Below are 15,726 nucleotides of genomic sequence, written 5' to 3' on the forward strand. Positions count from 1 at the left end.
GGCTCACGCGTCCTTGGGGAGGATCCCCAAGGACGCGTGGAACATGTCGTGGACGCGGAAGCGCTGGACGGCCGCCAGGTTGAGGTGCTGCACCTGGTGGCTCCCCAGGAAACGGCCGCCCTCGGTCGGCCGGGCGGTGAGGAGCCCCGCCCGCCACAGGATCTCGATGAGGTCGTCGGGGTCGCACAGCGGCAGCCATGACCCGGTGCCGTGCGTGGGGATGTCGCCGAAGGCCAGTTCGAGGCAGAGCAGTTCGAGTTCTTCGCGGCTGAAGGTGGGCGGGTGGTTGCGGAAGACCTCGAACACGCTGAGCAGCCCCGGGTACTGGGAGCGGTACTCGGCGGCGATGTCCTTGGTGCGTTCCGCGGAGTAGCCGTACTCGGAGCGCTCGATCGCCGAGTAGGGGACGGGCAGCTTCGACGCGCGTCCTCTGGCCTGCTCAAGCGCCTCCGAGCAGAACTGGATCAGCTCCCTCGGCCGGTACAGGGTCCTGTCGACCATGTAGCCGAACGAGGCGTCCCGCGCCATGCCCGGCGGCGCGGCGAAGACCGCCGACCAGCACTCATGGTCGGCGGCCCGTTCGAGCGCCTCGGTGTCGAAGCCCTTCTCGTGCGCGGAGTACCGGATCCGCTTGGCGATCAGTTCGAGCAGCGACTCCTCCGACCAGTAGATCCTCTCCAGCAGGTCGCGGTGCTTCTGCGCGTCCTCGTAGAGGGCGGGGATGTCGTCGTACAGCTCCTGCCGCAGCGACACGTACACCCGCAGGTTCCGGTGCAGCCCGTTGATCGACACGCACGCCTGGAACAGCCCGGAGACGAACGCCTTGGCGTCCTCGGAGGAGTCCCAGCCGCGGTCGAGCTCGTCGACCAGCACCACCACCCGCTGGTTGTCCAGCACCTTCCGCAGCGCCGGCAGCAGGTTGTGGATCTCCTCCAGCTTGTAGAGCCGGTCCAGCTCCCGGGTCCGCACCCCGGCCTCGATCGGGCCGATCTTGACGGCCTCCAGCCGCTTCAGGTACGAGACCAGCAGGGACAGGGGGCCGAGCTGCCGGGCGCCGTGGTTGTCCCTGATGTAGTTGTGGATCTCCCGCCCGCCGCCCTTGGTGAGCCGCATCCCCTTCCGCGCCAGCGCCTTCATCACGAGGATGTAGATCAGGTACTTCCAGGCGGCCGCGTAGGCGCCCGTCTTGGCCCAGGCGCCCGCGTGCTCCGCGGCCATCGTGGAGCTGAGCAGCTCGTAGGAGTAGTCCTCCGGCGACAGCTCGATGACATGGCTGCCGGCGGTGCGCTCCCGTTTCGCCAGCACCTGGAAGATCGCGCTCTTCCCGGCCCCGCGGTTGCCCATCAGGATCGTCTTGGCCCCGGACCGGACGCGCTGGTACGCCGCGGACTCCACGAAGTACTTCTCCAGCCCGCGCGAGATGTCGCGTTCTGCCGAGGGGGTGCCGAAGTCGAGGACGTCGAAGATCTTTGGGGATAAGGACAGCTTGGCCATGGGCCTTCCCGAGTCGGCGGAGGGTCCTTCCGCGAACGAGTTTCTCCTTGCCTCCCGGATCCGGCAAGACCCGCCGCCGGCGAGGAGGCGGGGGAGAGGCCGGCCGTGGCGATGGTCACATGGGGTGCGGAATGGAATACGTGGCACACTGGTTGGCAAAGCATGAACGCGTGCTCCGGGGTCGGTGAAATTCCGAACCGGCGGTGACAGTCCGCGACCCGGCCGAAGCCATCGGCCGGTTGACCCGGTGGAACTCCGGGACCGACGGTGAAAGTCCGGATGGGAGGCAGCGCGCGGTACGCCCCTGGCCAGGGGCGTACGCCGACGCACGTACGTCCCCCGGAGCCCTGATCTAGGAGGCCCGGGAGATGTTCACCGGCATCGTCGAGGAGCTCGGCGAGATCGTGGCGATCGAGTCCCAGGGGGATTCGGTGACGCTCGCGATCCGCGGGCCGCTCGTCACCGAGGACGCCGTCCACGGCGCGTCGATCGCGGTCAACGGCGTCTGCCTCACCGTGGTGGACGTCGAGAACGGGATCTTCACCGCGGACGCCATCAAGGAGACCCTCGACAAGTCCAGCCTGGGCGCGCTGGAACCGGGCGCCAAGGTCAACCTGGAACGTCCCGTCCGGCTGTCCGACCGGCTCGGCGGGCACCTCGTCCAGGGCCATGTGGACGGCGTCGGTGCGATCATCTCCCGCGAGCCGGGGGAGCGGTGGGACGTGGTGACGGTGTCCCTGCCCCCGGACCTCAGCCGCTACCTGGTGAACAAGGGCTCGATCACCGTCGACGGGATCAGCCTGACGGTCGTCGAGGCGGGCGCCGACCGGTTCAGCGTCGCCCTCATCCCGACGACGCTCGCGCTCACCACGCTCGGCCACAAGAAGCCGGGCGACCCGGTCAACCTCGAAGTGGACGTCGTCGCCAAGTACGTCGAACGCATGCTGGGCACCGGTGCGGCGGGGAGCACGCCGTGAGCTGGCCCGTGAGCTGGCTCGGCGCCGGGTTCGGGGTGTTCGGCGAGCACATCCTCTGGACCGACCTCGTCGGGAACGCGCTCTCGCTGGCCGTCGTCTGGCTCGCCATGCGCAAGACCCTCTGGACGTGGCCGGTGCAGCTCATCGGCGCTCTGCTGCTGCTCGCCGCGTCCCTGCACGCGCACGTCCCCGGGAACGCCCTCAAGCAGGTGCTCTTCTGCGGGCTCGCCCTCTACGGGTGGGTCATGTGGACGCGCGGGCGGCGGGAGGCCGGCGGTCTCGCCGTCCGGCAGGCGACCCCTGTGGAACGCGCCGTGCTCCTCGGAGCGCTGGTCCTCGGCACGGCCGTGGTCGCGCAGCTGTTCGTGCACCTCGACTGGCTGAAGATCGCCTGGTCGCCGTGGGCGAACGCCTACATCTTCGTCGGCAGCGCCGTCGCGACGTTCGCGCAGAGCCGCGCGCTGGTCGACTTCTGGATCGTGTGGGTGCTCGTGGACCTGGTCGGGGTGCCGCTGGCGCTCAAGTCCGGGCTGTACGTCTCCGGCGCGGTCTACGGGATCTTCTTCGTGATGGTGATGGTCGGGTTCAGGAACTGGCTCCGGGAGTCCCGGGGCCTGCACACTCCCAGGCAGAAGGCGGTGACCGCATGAGCGGCAACGACACAGGGATCTTCGACTCCGTCGAATCGGCGATCGCCGAGATCGCGGCGGGACGGCCCGTCGTGGTCGTCGACGACGAGGACCGCGAGAACGAGGGCGACATCATCTTCGCCGCGGCGAAGGCGACGCCCGAGCTGCTGGCGTTCACGATCCGCTACACCAGCGGCGTGATCTGCGTCCCGATGGAGGGCGCCGACCTGGACCGGCTGCAGATCCCGCTGATGACGGCGCAGAACGACGAGCGGATGCGGACCGCGTACACGGTCAGCGTGGACGCCCGCACCGGCGTGACGACCGGCATCTCCGCGGCCGACCGCGCCAGGACGATCCGGATGCTGTGCGACCCCGCGGCGGAGCCGGGCGACCTGACCCGTCCCGGCCACGTCTTCCCGCTGCGCTACCACGAGGGCGGCGTGCTGCGCCGCCGCGGCCACACCGAGGCGGGCGTGGACCTCGCGCGGCTCGCCGGCCTCCCGCCCGCCGGCGTCGTCTGCGAGGTGGCGAACGACGACGGCACCATGGCGCGCCTGCCCGAACTCCAGGTCTTCGCGAAGGAGCACGGGCTCAAGCTCATCTCCATCGAACAGCTCGTCGAGTACCGCCGGCGCACCGAGACGATGGTCACCCGCGTGGTCGAGACCCGTCTGCCCAACCGGTTCGGGACATGGCGCGCCATCGGCTTCTCCAGCGCCATCGACGGAGGCGAGCACCTCGCCCTGGTGCTGGGCGACCTCGGCGACGGCGAGGACGTCCTGATCCGGGCGCATTCGGAGTGCCTCACCGGCGACGTCCTGCATTCCGAACGCTGCGACTGCGGGACGCAGTTGGACGCCGCCATGGAACGCATCTCGCAGGAGGGGCGCGGCATCGTCCTCTACCTGCGCGGGCACGAGGGACGCGGCATCGGCCTGCTCGCCAAGCTGCAGGCGTACGCGCTCCAGGACAACGGGTCCGACACCGTCGACGCCAACCTGGAGTTGGGGCTCCCCGCCGACGCGCGCGAGTACTCCAACGCGGCACATATGCTGCGTGACCTCGGCGTACGCTCGGTGAGGGTGCTCACCAACAACCCCGCCAAGCTGAAGGGCCTGGACGGGTTCGGCGTGGAGGTGCGCGGACGCGAGTCCATGCCCGTCATCGTCACCGAGCACAACCGGCGCTACCTGACGGTCAAGCGCGACCGTCTCGGACACCAGATCGAGGGACTCTCATGAGCGGCGCGGGACGCCCGGAGGACACCGCCGTCGACGCGGCCGGGCTCACACTCGGCATCGTCTGCACCCGCTGGCACGAGCCGATCACCGACCGGCTCCTGGAACGCGCGCTCGCCGCGGCGAAGGCGTGCGGCGTCGACGAGCCCGTCGTCGCGCGCGTCGCCGGCGCGCTCGAACTGCCCGTCGTCGCCCAGCAGATGGCCCGCGACCTCGACGCCGTCGTCTGCCTCGGCGCGGTCGTCCGGGGCGCCACCGCCCATTTCGACTACGTCTGCGACTCGGTGACCGCCGGTGTGACCCGTGTCGCGCTCGACGCGTCGACTCCGGTGGGCAACGGGGTCCTCACGTGTGACACCATTGAGCAGGCGATGGAACGCAGCGGGCTGCCGGGCAGCTCCGAGGACAAGGGATGGGAGGCGACCGTGGCCGCACTCGACACGGCACTGACCCTGCGAGGTCTGCGGCATCACGGTCACGCCGGGCATGGCCTGGAGCATCGGTAGCGGGTACGGGGGTTTCGTCCCCGAACGGCTCGCGAACCAGGGCTCCTGAACGTCCCCGGTATCCCGTACGCATCCTCACCGAAAGGCAATTCCGTGCTGTCACTCGTCCTGCCCAAGGGGTCGCTGGAGAAGGCGACCATGCAGCTGTTCGACGCCGCCGACCTCACCGTCCAGCGGACGTCGGACCGCGACTACCGCGCCTCCATCGACGACCCCCGCATCGACCGGGTCCGGGTCCTGCGCCCGCAGGAGATCCCGACCTATCTGGAGCAGGGGCTGTTCGACCTCGGCATCACCGGCCGCGACTGGATCACCGAGACCGACGCCGACGTCGTCAGCCTCGGCGAGCTGAAGTACTCCAAGGCGACGTCCAACCCGGTGCGCGTGATCATGGCGGTGCCGGACGGCGCACCGTGGCGGTCGGTGTCCGATCTGCCGGAGGGCGTCCGGATCTCCACCGAGTTCCCGGCGATGACCAAGCGGTTCCTCGACAAGCACGGCGTGAAGGCGAAGGTCGTCCCGTCCTACGGCGCGACCGAGGCGAAGGTGCCCGACATCGTGGACGCGATCGTCGACCTCACCGAGACCGGCTCGTCCCTGCGCAAGAACGGCCTGCGCATCCTCGACACGCTCCTGACCAGCTACACCGAGCTGGTCGCCAACCGCGAGGCCTACGAGGACGCGGAGAAGCGCGCCGCGATGGAGGACATCGCCCTGCTCCTGCAGGGCGTGATCCGGGCGCGCGGCAAGGTGCTGCTGAAGCTGAACGTCGCGCAGGCCGACCTGCAGAACGTCCTGGACATCATGCCCGCGATGGCGTCCCCGACGGTCACCTCGCTCGCCGGCGGCGCGTCGAACGCCGTGGAATCGGTGGTCGCCAAGCGCGGCGTCAACACGCTGATCCCGGCGCTGAAGGCGGCCGGCGCCCACGACATCCTCGAAATCCCCATCGCGAAGATCGTTGACTGAGACACCGGCGCTGCCGGCCGTGTGGCGTCCCCGCACCACCCGGATCGTCGCCTACACCACGGCGGGTGTGATCATGCTCGGCCTGATCGCGCTCGCCGTGGTGGTGCCGGAGCAGTACAAGCTGTCCGACCGCCTGCTGATGGTCGGCTTCGGCGCGGTCGTCTCCTGGATCCTGCACATGCTCGCCCGCTGCCGCGTCGCCGCCGACGACGCCGGCGTCACGGTCGTCAACGCCTTCAGCACGCGCCGCCTCGAATGGCCCGAGATCCTGGACGTCGCCATGACCGTCGGCGACCCGTGGCCCACCCTCGACCTGGCGGACGGCACCTCGATCGGCGCCATGGGCATCAACGGCACGGAGAAGACCCTGGCCGCCCGCCAGCTGGCCGAACTCCAGGCACTCCTCCACGCCCGGGGCGAAACCCCCGACCGTCTCTGACGGCTCTGTTCTAGGCTGTTGCCAGGACCGGGAGCGCGGTCGTGTGCGAAGGTGTGTGCATGACCGCTCAGAGTGTTGAGGCAATCGCAGAAAGTGGCCGCATGGACGCTGCATCGCTGCCAGACTGGGTGATCCCCCCGCCGGGCGGCTTCACCGCCGACGACTTCCTCCGCATGCGTGATCTGCCCCGGCACACGGAGCTGATCGACGGGAGCCTGGTCTTCGTGAGCCCGCAACGCAAGTGGCACCGCAGAGTGGTCGACCTGCTCAAGGACGAACTCAAGCGGCAGGCGCCGGAAACGTTGCGGGCCGAGCGCGAGATGGCGGTCAGACTCGCCGACCGGCAGGTCCCGGAACCGGACGTGTTCGTCGTGACGGCCGAGGCGTACGAGCGGGACGAGCCGTCCACCCACTACTTTCCGGAGGACCTGGTCCTCGTGGTCGAGGCGGTCTCCCCGGAATCGGTGGACCGGGACCGGGAAACCAAGCCGCGCAAGTACGCCGCCGCCGGGATCAAGCATTTCTGGCGGGTTGAAGAGGTCGAAAGCCGTACGGTCGTGTACGTCTATGAGCTCGATCCGGCCACCGGGGTGTACGTCCCGACCGGCATCTATCACGACCAGCTCAAGCTGACGGTGCCGTTCGACATCGAGATCGACCTCACGAGAGTCTCCAACTACTGAGCCCACGGTTCGGCGGTGGTGAGTGAGATCCCAGCCTCCCTAGGGCGCGGTCTCGGGGTTCATGCCGCGTGAGCCCATCGCACTTCGCGCACCTCGCACTGGGTCGGCGGTCGCTGCGGGGTGTGGTTCCCGGCCTTGGCCGTCCCCCCGCCGGTGCGGGGCGGGAGATGCAAGGGGGCGGGGCGTGTGAGACTCGTCTCTTGCCGAGTAGCCTCGGAGCCGTGGGAGACACGGTGGCCACGGACCAGGTCGGATCACCTGCGGAGCTGGCGGAGCTGCTCGATCGGCACGCCTATCTGTGCGACGAGGGGCTCGCGACGGCGTGCTTTCTCGCGCTGCGGATGGGCAGGCCGCTGTTCCTGGAGGGGGAGGCCGGGGTCGGGAAGACCGAGCTGGCCAAGACGCTCGCGCGGGGGCTCGGCGCACCGCTGATCCGGCTGCAGTGTTACGAGGGGCTGGACGCCTCCCAGGCGCTGTACGACTGGGACTTCCCGCGTCAGCTTCTGCACCTGCGCGCCGCCGAGGCCGCGGGCGTCAGCGACATCTCGCGGCTGGAGGGGGAGCTGTACGACCGGCGGTTCCTGCTGGCCCGGCCGCTGCTGCAGGCACTGGAGACCTCGCCGAGCGTCCTTCTCGTCGACGAACTGGACCGTGCCGACGACGAGTTCGAGGCGTTCCTGCTGGAGGTGCTCAGCGACTTCACGATCACGGTCCCCGAGCTGGGCACGATCCGGGCCGAGCGCCCGCCGGTCGTCGTGGTCACCTCCAACCGGACGCGGGAGGTCCACGACGCGCTCAAGCGGCGCTGCCTGTACCACTGGCTGGAGCATCCGTCGTTCGACCGGGAGGTCGCGATCATCAGGCGGCGGCTGCCGGACGCGGCGGAGCGGCTCGCCGGGCAGGTCGCCCGTGCCGCGCAGCGGATGCGGGAGACCGACCTGCTGAAACCGCCCGGCGTCGCCGAGACGCTGGACTGGACCGAGGCGCTCGTCGCCCTCGGCGTCCGCGAGCTGGATCCCGGGACGGCGGCGGTGACGCTCGGCGCCGTCCTGAAGTACCGCGAGGACCAGCAGCGCGTGCTCGCCGCCGGGCTAGACGCCCTGCTCAACGGGGGCTGAGCCGTGCGGCGGGACGTCACCGAGACGATGGTCGGGTTCGCCAGGACGGTGCGCGCGGCGGGCGGCGCGGCCGACCCCGAGCGGGTGCAGGCGATGCTGGCGGCGCTCGACCACCTCGACGTGCTCGACCCGAACGACGTGTACTGGGCCGGACGCCTGACGCTGTGCGCCGACCCCGACGACATCCCCGGGTACGACCGGTGCTTCGCCGCGTACTTCTCCGGTGCGACGGCGCGGCCGGGACGCAGGCCGCCGCCGGTGGTCGTGCACCGGATGACGCTGCCCGATCCGGGCGCGCAGGCCGGGAACGAGGAGGCCGGGGAGCTGAAGTCGGCGACCGCCAGCGAGGTGGAGGTGCTGCGCGACCGGGACGTGGCGCGGCTGAGCGCCGCCGAGCGCGCCGAGGTCGCGCGGCTGATCGCGGTGCTGGACGCGCGGGCGGAGCAGCGCCGGTCGCGGCGGTTCACGCCCGCGTCCGCCGGACGGCTCGATCCGGCGCGGACGATCCGGGAGACGCTGCGGCGCGGCGGCGAGACGTCGCTGCTGCGGCGCCGCGCGCACCGCACCCGGCCGCGCCGCGTGGTGCTGATCGTGGACGTCAGCGGGTCGATGAGCCCGTACGCGGACGCGCTGCTGCGGTTCGCGCACGCCGCCGCCCGGTCCGGCGGGCGGGACGTGGAGGTCTTCAGCGCCGGGACGCGGCTCACCCGCCTCACCCGGGAGCTGCGGCACCGCGACCCGGACGCGGCGATGGCGGCGGCGTCCGCGGCGATCCCGGACTGGAGCGGCGGCACCCGGCTCGGCGCGGAGCTGAAGGAGTTCCTCGACCGGTTCGGGCAGCGCGGCCTGGCCCGCGGCGCGATCGTGGTGATCGCCTCGGACGGCTGGGAGCGCGGCGACGCGACGCTGCTCGGCGAGCAGATGGCGCGGCTGCACCGGCTCGCGCACCGGGTCGTGTGGGCGAACCCGCACAAGGCGCGGCCCGGTTACGAGCCGCTGACCGCCGGGATGGCGGCGGCACTGCCGCATGTGGACGACTTCACCTCCGGGCACAGCCTCGCGGCACTGGAGGAGCTGGCGCGCCTGGTGGCCGGAGCGGGCTCGGCGACCAGAGCGGGCTCGGCGACCGGAGCGGGAAAGGGAACAGATCATGCGTGACGTGCTGGAGGACATCGCCGGTTGGTACGCCTCCGGGCAGACGTTCGGGCTCGCGACCGTCGTGCACACCTTCCGCAGCGCGCCGCGCCCGCCGGGCGCGGCGATGGCGGTGTCGCCCGGCGGGGAGGTGGCGGGCAGCGTGTCCGGCGGCTGCGTGGAGGGCGCCGTCTACGAGCTGGCGCAGTCGGTGCTGGAGACGGGCGAGCCGGTCGTCCAGCGGTACGGGGTGAGCGACGACGACGCGTTCAGCGTCGGCCTGACCTGCGGCGGGATCCTGGACGTGCTGGTGGAGCCGGTCGGGCCGGACACCTTCCCCGAGTTCACCGAGGTCGCGGAGGCGATCAGGAGGCACGAACCCGTCGCCGTCGCGACCGTCGTCGCCGGCCCCGGCAGGATCGGTGCCCGCCGCGTCGTCTGGACCGGCCGCGCCTCCGGCTCGCTCGCCCCGGGCGCCCCGCACGCCGCCCGCCTCGACGCCGCCGTGGACGACGACGCGCGCGGCATGCTCGCGCAGGGCCTCACCGGGCAGCGCCACTACGGGCCCGAGGGGGAGCGGCGGCTGGACGACCTGACCGTCTTCGTCCACTCGTTCGCCCCGCCGCCCCGGCTGCTGGTGTTCGGCGCGATCGACTTCGCGGCGGCGGTCGCGCGGATCGGCAAGTTCCTCGGCTACCACGTGACGGTGTGCGACGCGCGGCCGGTGTTCGCGACGCCGAAGCGGTTCCCCGAGGCCGACCAGGTCGTGGTGAAGTGGCCGCACAAGTTCCTGGACGAGACGCGCGCCGACGTCGACGCGCGCACCGCCATATGCGTCCTCACCCACGATCCCAAGTTCGACGTGCCGCTGCTTGAAGTGGCGCTGCGCACGGGCGCCGGCTACGTCGGCGCGATGGGCTCGCGCCGTACCCACGACGACCGCCTCGCCCGGCTGCGGGAGGCGGGCCTGTCCGACGAGGAGCTCCGGCGGCTGCGCTCGCCGATCGGTCTCGATCTCGGTGCCCGGACGCCGGAGGAGACGGCGGTGTCGATCGCGGCGGAGCTCGTCCAGCTCCGCTGGGGCGGTTCGGGGCGGCCGCTCACCGACACCAGCGGCCGGATCCACGCCGACACGCCCTGACCGCACTACTTTCGCGGGATGACGGTGCACGGTGCGGAGACCCCGGCGGGCCTGCTGCTCGCCGCGGGGGAGGGCAGCAGGCTCGGACGCCCCAAGGCGACCCTGGAGCTGGGCGGCGAACGCCTGGTCGACCGGGGAGTGCGGACGCTGCGGGACGGCGGCTGCTCCCCGGTCCTGGTGGTGGCGGGGGCGGCGCAGATCGAGGTGATCGGCGCGGTCGTCGTCCCCAACCCGCACTGGCGGGACGGCATGGGCTCCTCGCTGCGCGCCGGGCTCGCCGCGCTGCCGCCGGCCTGCCCCGCGGTGGTGATCGCGCTCGTGGACCAGCCGCGCGTCACCCCCGCCGCGGTGGAGCGCCTCATCGCCGCGTACGAGCACGGCGCGGGGATCGCCGTCGCCACCTACGGCGGCGCGCCGCGCAACCCCGTCCTGCTGGGCGCCGAGCACTTCGCGGGCGCCGCCGAGGCCGCGGCCGGTGACCGGGGTGCGCGCGGCTACCTGCGCGCCCATCCCGAGCTGGTCACGCCCGTCCCCTGCGACGACATCTCCGCGCCCGACGACATCGACACTCCCGAGGACCTCGCCGCCTTCACCCGCGACGAGCCTCGGTGACGGCCCGGCAGGGCTAGGACGCGGGCAGGACGCTCTCGTCCAGCGCGCCGCAGTCGACCGCGCGGCGGAGCCGGGACGTGAGCGCCTTGATCGTGGCGGGCTCGTCCAGGACACCGCCCGCGTCGCCCGCCGCCTGCTCGTGCCACGCCCTGACCCGCCCGATGACGTCGTCGACGCCCGTCAGGTGGAACGCGTACACGGCGGCGTACCGGCTCGGCAGATGCGCGGGGTGCAGGTCCCAGCCCTGGTAGAAGCCGTGCGCCAGCGAGTGCCGGACGTGTGCCGCGTGCACCGCCCACGTCGCGTTCACCTCGTCGGGGCCGTCGTTGCGGGGGATGAGGTTGGTGGAGCCGTCCGACAGCCGCACACCGGTGCCCGCGAGCGACACCTGCATCAGGTGCCGGGCGAAGTCGCAGGCCGGATGGTCGAGCCGCTGCTCGTGCGGGGGCAGCCCCAGCGCGGCGGTGTAGTCGAACACGCCGAAGTGGGCGGCGGTGATCCGGCCCTTCGCCGCGGCCACGAGCGGGCCGAGCCCGACCCGTTCCTCCTCGTGGTCGATGAGCGACTGCGGCGTCTCGACCTGGATCTCGAACCGCAGGATGCCCTGCGGCAGCCCGAGCGAGGTCTCCAGCCGCTCCAGGAACTCCACGAACAGCCGGACGTGCTCGCCCGTCACCACCTTAGGGAAGGTGATCGTGAACCCGCCGGGCAGCCGCCCCAGCCGGTCGCGCAGCGCGGTCAGGAACCCGTCCAGCGTCCGCATCGCGCGCTCGTGGCCGCCGTCGGTGAACGACTTGACCCGCAGCCCCCAGTAGTGGGGGAGGCCCTTCATCTGGTAGGCGGCGGCGACGGCCTCGACGACCTGCTCGACGTGCGCGTCCTCCTCGGCGTCCTCGCGGACGCCGTAGCCGTCCTCGAAGTCGATCCTGACGTCCTCGACCGGCTCGGCGGCGAGCTTCGCCGCGACCCGCTCCCGGACCGGGGCGGCCAGCTCGGGATCGAGCCCGAACGCGGCGCCGAACGACCCGGCGCCCGGCGTGTGGGTGTTCAGCAGCCGCAGTGCCTCGGCCCCGAAGTCGGCGGGCGTCGAGCGGGAGAACCGGTCGGCCGGCACGTAGACGGTGTGCACCGGCTGCCGCCCCTCCGCGCCGCCGGGGAAGCGCTCGCCGTGCGCGTCACGGGCGGCGGCGATGCGCGCGGACAGATCCTCAAGCGAGGGCACACTGAGATTCACCCCGCCATGATCCCCCAAACGCCGCCCGCCGGGGAACCGGTCGCGCCGGATCGGATCAGGCGCCGGCGACGATGCCCCAGGTGCCGTGGAACCCGGCGCCCGGCTCCAGGTGCACGACGCCTTCACCGGACGCGAACGCGTTCGGCGGGCACGTCATGGGCTCCACACCGAGACCCTCGCGCGGCTTCGGGGTGTCGTCGGCGGTGTAGATCTCCATCCACGGGTGCGACTCGTCGGCCCAGAGCCGGACCGTCCGGCCGCCACCGGAGAGGACCGCCCAAGCGCGGCCGTCACCGTCGCGGTTCAGCCCGGCGAACGCGTTGTCGATCCGCCGGCCGCCGAGCACCGGGCCTTCGCGCAGGTCGTACCCGGTGCCGGTGACGTCCTCGGACGGCCCGGACGGGATCATCCGGTCGTCCACCGGGAGGTACCGGTCGGCGCCCAGCGTGACCGTGCAGGCGTCGATGGGCTCGCCGAGCGTCAGGTAGGGGTGGGCGCCGTGGCCGTACGGGGCGGTCACCGTCCCCGCGTTGCGGGCGGACATCCGCACGCGGAGCCCGCCGGAGGCGTCCAGGGAGTATTCGGCCTCCAGGTCGAGGCGGAACGGGTAGCCGGCCGTCGCGAGGAGACGGTGGGTCAGCCGCACCCGGTCCGGCTCGTGCTCGGCGACCTGCCAGGACGCCCAGCGGACCAGCCCGTGGATCGCGCAGTCGCGGGCGGGCTCGGACACGTCGAGCTGATGCTCGGCGGCGCCGTGGGAGTAGCGCCCGCGGTCGATGCGGTTCGGCCACGGGATCAGCAGCTGCCCGGACGCGGCGGGGGCCGGCTCGTCCACGCCGTGCGGCAGCACCAGCGGGCGGCCCCCGCAGGTCAGCTCGCGCAGGCTCGCGCCCGACTCGGTGACGACCGCCTGGTACGGCCCGGCGGCGAGGGCGTACTGCTCTCCGGTGACCGGCTCGCTCATGGGCGGCACGGTACCCTCCGCGGCCACCGCTATGCGATCTCCGCGAGGGCGTGCAGGGCGTCGCTGAACACGTTCGGCGGCGGTTCGACGAGCCCCGCGCCGACCTGCCCGGTGCCCGCCTCGCGTCCCGCGATGCCGGTGTCGATGACGGGCAGGATGCCGGTGCGGACGACACGCGTGACATCGATGCCGGCGGGCGTGCCCCGGAACGACAGCAGCGGGATCTGCAGCCCCGGATGCTCGGCCAGCGTGATCTCGTACATGCGCTGGGTGGCGGCGACCGCGTCCGGGACCTCGCCGCCGACGAACCGGACGATCGCGGGCGCGGCGGCGAGCGCGAACCCGCCCACCCCGGCCGTCTCGGTGATCGCCGAGTCGCCGATGTCGGGGTTGGCGTCGTCCGGGCCGTAGCCGCCGAGGTAGAGGCCGTCGGGGACGCCGGCGGGGCCGGTGAACCAGCGGTCGCCCGTGCCCGACACCTGGATGCCGAAGTCGGTGCCGTTGCGGGCCATGGCCACGACCAGGCTGGACCCCGGCACGTCCCGGGCCGCGTCCGCGCACGCCTTCGCCGCCGCCATCCCCGCGTTCAGGAAGAAGTGGTCGTTGCCCGCGGCGAACCGCAGCGCCTCCGCCGCCCTGCCGCGGGGCACGTCCTCGGCGGCGGCGAGGTCGGGTGCGAGCTCGCGCAGCAGCAGCGACGTCGCCGCCCGGTTCCGGTTGTGCAGCTCGTCGCCCATCTGGAGCGCCTGCGCGATGACCGACATCAGGTCGAGCGGCCCGTGCCGCCGCACGGCCGCCCGCAGCGCGGGGCCGAGGACCTCCCCCATCCAGGTCAGCCGCTCGATCACCGCCGGCCCGTACGCCCCGTACCGCAGCACCTTCCCGAGCCCCTCGTTGAGGGAGCAGTACGAGGTGCCGCCGTGCTCGGCGTCCTCGACCACGAACATCCACATGGACGGGCTGACGACGCCCGCCATCGGCCCGACCGTGGCGTGGTGGTGGCACGGTTCGAGCGTGACGGTCCCGCGTTCCAGCGCGTGCCGGGCGCCGAGCGGGGTCTCGGCGAGCCCTTCGAGGAGCATCGCGCCGATGAGCGCGCCCCGCATCGGGCCGGACGCCCGCTCCCACTCCAGCGGCGGGCCCGCGTGCAGGAACGTGCCGGGGTCCAGGCCGAGGACCTCGCGGGCCGGGCGCACGTCCACCAGGTGCGGACGGGCCGTGAGCATGCGCCGCACGGCGCGGGCGTTGGCCTCGGCGTGCCCGGGGGCGCCGAGCACCGCGGCGAGCGCCGCCTCCGTCCCGGCCGGCGGGGGCCGCCAGTCGACCGTCCGCACCGGGACGGCCTGGTCCGCGAGCGCCTCGGCCAGCACCTCCACGCCGGCGGCGACGACCCGGGGCTCGCGGGACAGCAGCCCGCCGAGCCGCTGATCGGTCATGCCGAAACCCCTTCCACCAGCCGCAGGGCGTGCCGGGTCGCCTGGGCGTTGGAGGCGAACACGTCGGCGCCCGCCTCGCACAGCGCCGTGGCCTGCCGGTCGCGGCCCTGCGGGTCGGCCGGCGTCCCGCACAGCGACACGACGACCGCCAGGTCGGGACGGTCCCGCACCGCCGCGGCGACGGCCGGGGCGAGCGAGGCGGCCGGGTCCGGCTCGGCGCCGTGACCGAGCACCACGTCCAGGAGCAGGACGCCGCAGCCGGGATCGGCGGCTTCGGCCCGCAGCGCGTCCAGCCGCAGCGTCGGATCGATCATCGGATGGGCGCGGCCCCGCGTGTAGGCGTCGTCGCCGAAGTCGGTGAACCGGTGGCCGCGCGCCTCCAGATCCCAGCCGAGCGCGCCCCGGGCGATCATCTCGGCCTCGTCGCGCAGCGTGCCGCCCGCGAACAGCCCGCGCAGCGCCCGCCCTTCCGCCGCGTGCCCGGCCGCCGGGGCCGTCCGCCGCGGCGCCGTCCACCGCGGCCACCGCGGGACGGTCCGCCCGAGCGCCGTCAGCACCTTCTCCGCGGCCTGTGTCAGGTCGTCCTCACCGGCCGCCGGCAGCGCGAACACCACCGGCGTGTCCAGCCGCCGCGCCGCCTCCCGGATCAGGTCCAGCACCTGCGGCGCGGGCGGCTTGGACACCAGCACGATCAGCTCCGTGCCGGGGTCGGCGTCCAGCGCCGCGAGCGCGGACAGCGCCGACCGGCCGCTCACCTGCGGCGACAGGTCCCGGCCGCCGACGCCCAGCACATGGCTCACCCCGGTGCCGGCCGCGTCCAGCAGGCACATCAGCTGCTGCGCGCCCGTCCCGGACGCCGCCACGACGCCGACGGGCCCCGGACGGACCGCGTTCGCGAACCCGAGGCCCGCGCCGCCGATCACCGCCGTCCCGCAGTCCGGGCCCATCACGATCAGCCCGCGCCGCGCCGCCGCCTCCTTCAGCGCGATCTCCTGGGCGAGCGGCACGTTGTCACTGAAGATCATCACGTTGAGGCCGGCGTCCAGCGCGTCCATCGCCTCGGGGAACACGTGCGGGCCCGGCACCGACAGCAGCGCGACCGTCGCGTCCGCGCCGGCCGCCGCCGACCCGGTCGTGCGCGGCGGCGCC

At 72.8% G+C, this 15,726-nt stretch carries 16 protein-coding genes and 1 riboswitch; of the genes, 11 read left to right on the forward strand and 5 right to left on the reverse strand.

Features of this window, described 5'->3' with window-relative positions; all coding sequences use genetic code 11:
- Window positions 1-3 precede the first annotated feature (3 nt).
- A complete protein-coding gene (locus tag AF1_RS09290; protein WP_067795127.1) occupies window positions 4-1,494 on the reverse strand; it encodes a P-loop ATPase, Sll1717 family in 1,491 nt (496 codons plus the stop codon).
- Window positions 1,495-1,660: 166 nt separating this feature from the next.
- Window positions 1,661-1,791: riboswitch (FMN riboswitch) on the forward strand.
- Window positions 1,792-1,862: 71 nt separating this feature from the next.
- Here AF1_RS09290 and AF1_RS09295 point away from each other — a divergent pair.
- The 11 genes from AF1_RS09295 (at window position 1,863) to AF1_RS09345 (ending at window position 10,943) form a co-directional block, all read left to right on the forward strand.
- The gene (locus AF1_RS09295; RefSeq protein WP_067795130.1) at window positions 1,863-2,471 is read left to right on the forward strand and encodes a riboflavin synthase; all 609 of its coding nucleotides are present in this window, start codon (window positions 1,863-1,865) and stop codon (window positions 2,469-2,471) included.
- 8 nt (window positions 2,472-2,479) lie between these two features.
- Complete coding sequence (pnuC, locus tag AF1_RS09300) at window positions 2,480-3,121, forward strand: nicotinamide riboside transporter PnuC (RefSeq protein ID WP_067795190.1); 642 nt, start codon at window positions 2,480-2,482, stop codon at window positions 3,119-3,121.
- Window positions 3,118-4,344, forward strand: a complete 1,227-nt coding sequence (locus AF1_RS09305) for a bifunctional 3,4-dihydroxy-2-butanone-4-phosphate synthase/GTP cyclohydrolase II (protein WP_067795133.1) — start codon at window positions 3,118-3,120, stop codon at window positions 4,342-4,344. Before pnuC ends, AF1_RS09305 begins: the two co-directional genes overlap by 4 nt.
- Window positions 4,341-4,847 (forward strand): 6,7-dimethyl-8-ribityllumazine synthase, encoded by a 507-nt coding sequence (gene ribH / locus AF1_RS09310; protein ID WP_067795136.1) that lies wholly within the window; start codon window positions 4,341-4,343, stop codon window positions 4,845-4,847. The genes AF1_RS09305 and ribH overlap by 4 nt, the downstream gene beginning before the upstream one ends.
- A 93-nt stretch (window positions 4,848-4,940) precedes the next feature.
- On the forward strand, window positions 4,941-5,816 hold the full coding sequence (gene hisG, locus AF1_RS09315) for an ATP phosphoribosyltransferase (RefSeq protein WP_067795140.1): 876 nt from the start codon (window positions 4,941-4,943) through the stop codon (window positions 5,814-5,816).
- Window positions 5,809-6,255, forward strand: coding sequence for a PH domain-containing protein (locus AF1_RS09320; protein ID WP_242608790.1), 447 nt, complete (start codon window positions 5,809-5,811; stop codon window positions 6,253-6,255). The genes hisG and AF1_RS09320 overlap by 8 nt, the downstream gene beginning before the upstream one ends.
- Window positions 6,256-6,356: 101 nt before the next feature.
- Window positions 6,357-6,938 carry a Uma2 family endonuclease gene (locus tag AF1_RS09325; RefSeq protein ID WP_067795147.1) on the forward strand — a complete coding sequence of 194 codons (582 nt, stop codon included), beginning with the start codon at window positions 6,357-6,359 and terminating at the stop codon, window positions 6,936-6,938.
- Window positions 6,939-7,159: 221 nt separating this feature from the next.
- A complete protein-coding gene (locus AF1_RS09330) occupies window positions 7,160-8,056 on the forward strand; it encodes an AAA family ATPase (RefSeq protein WP_242608791.1) in 897 nt (298 codons plus the stop codon).
- Window positions 8,057-8,059: 3 nt separating this feature from the next.
- Complete coding sequence (locus tag AF1_RS09335; protein ID WP_242608792.1) at window positions 8,060-9,214, forward strand: vWA domain-containing protein; 1,155 nt, start codon at window positions 8,060-8,062, stop codon at window positions 9,212-9,214.
- Entirely contained in the window at window positions 9,207-10,331 is a 1,125-nt protein-coding gene (locus tag AF1_RS09340; protein ID WP_067795150.1) for an XdhC family protein, read from the forward strand. Before AF1_RS09335 ends, AF1_RS09340 begins: the two co-directional genes overlap by 8 nt.
- A gap of 18 nt (window positions 10,332-10,349) precedes the next feature.
- Window positions 10,350-10,943, forward strand: coding sequence for a nucleotidyltransferase family protein (locus AF1_RS09345; protein WP_067795152.1), 594 nt, complete (start codon window positions 10,350-10,352; stop codon window positions 10,941-10,943).
- A 13-nt stretch (window positions 10,944-10,956) separates the two neighbouring features.
- Here AF1_RS09345 and AF1_RS09350 read toward each other — a convergent pair whose 3' ends face one another.
- The 4 genes from AF1_RS09350 to AF1_RS09365 form a co-directional block, all read right to left on the reverse strand.
- Window positions 10,957-12,177, reverse strand: coding sequence for a DUF6986 family protein (locus AF1_RS09350; protein ID WP_067795155.1), 1,221 nt, complete (start codon window positions 12,175-12,177; stop codon window positions 10,957-10,959).
- 55 nt (window positions 12,178-12,232) lie between these two features.
- Complete coding sequence (locus AF1_RS09355; RefSeq protein WP_067795197.1) at window positions 12,233-13,141, reverse strand: aldose 1-epimerase family protein; 909 nt, start codon at window positions 13,139-13,141, stop codon at window positions 12,233-12,235.
- Window positions 13,142-13,170: 29 nt separating this feature from the next.
- Window positions 13,171-14,577: a YlbE family protein gene (locus AF1_RS09360; protein WP_067795158.1), complete on the reverse strand. Its 1,407-nt coding sequence runs from the start codon at window positions 14,575-14,577 to the stop codon at window positions 13,171-13,173.
- Window positions 14,574-15,726: FdrA family protein (locus AF1_RS09365; protein ID WP_067795161.1), on the reverse strand; the 1,153-nt coding region annotated here is incomplete at its 5' end. The genes AF1_RS09365 and AF1_RS09360, both read right to left, overlap by 4 nt.

Origin of the sequence: Actinomadura formosensis NBRC 14204, from assembly GCF_001552155.1 — a bacterium.
GTDB lineage: Bacteria > Actinomycetota > Actinomycetes > Streptosporangiales > Streptosporangiaceae > Spirillospora > Spirillospora formosensis.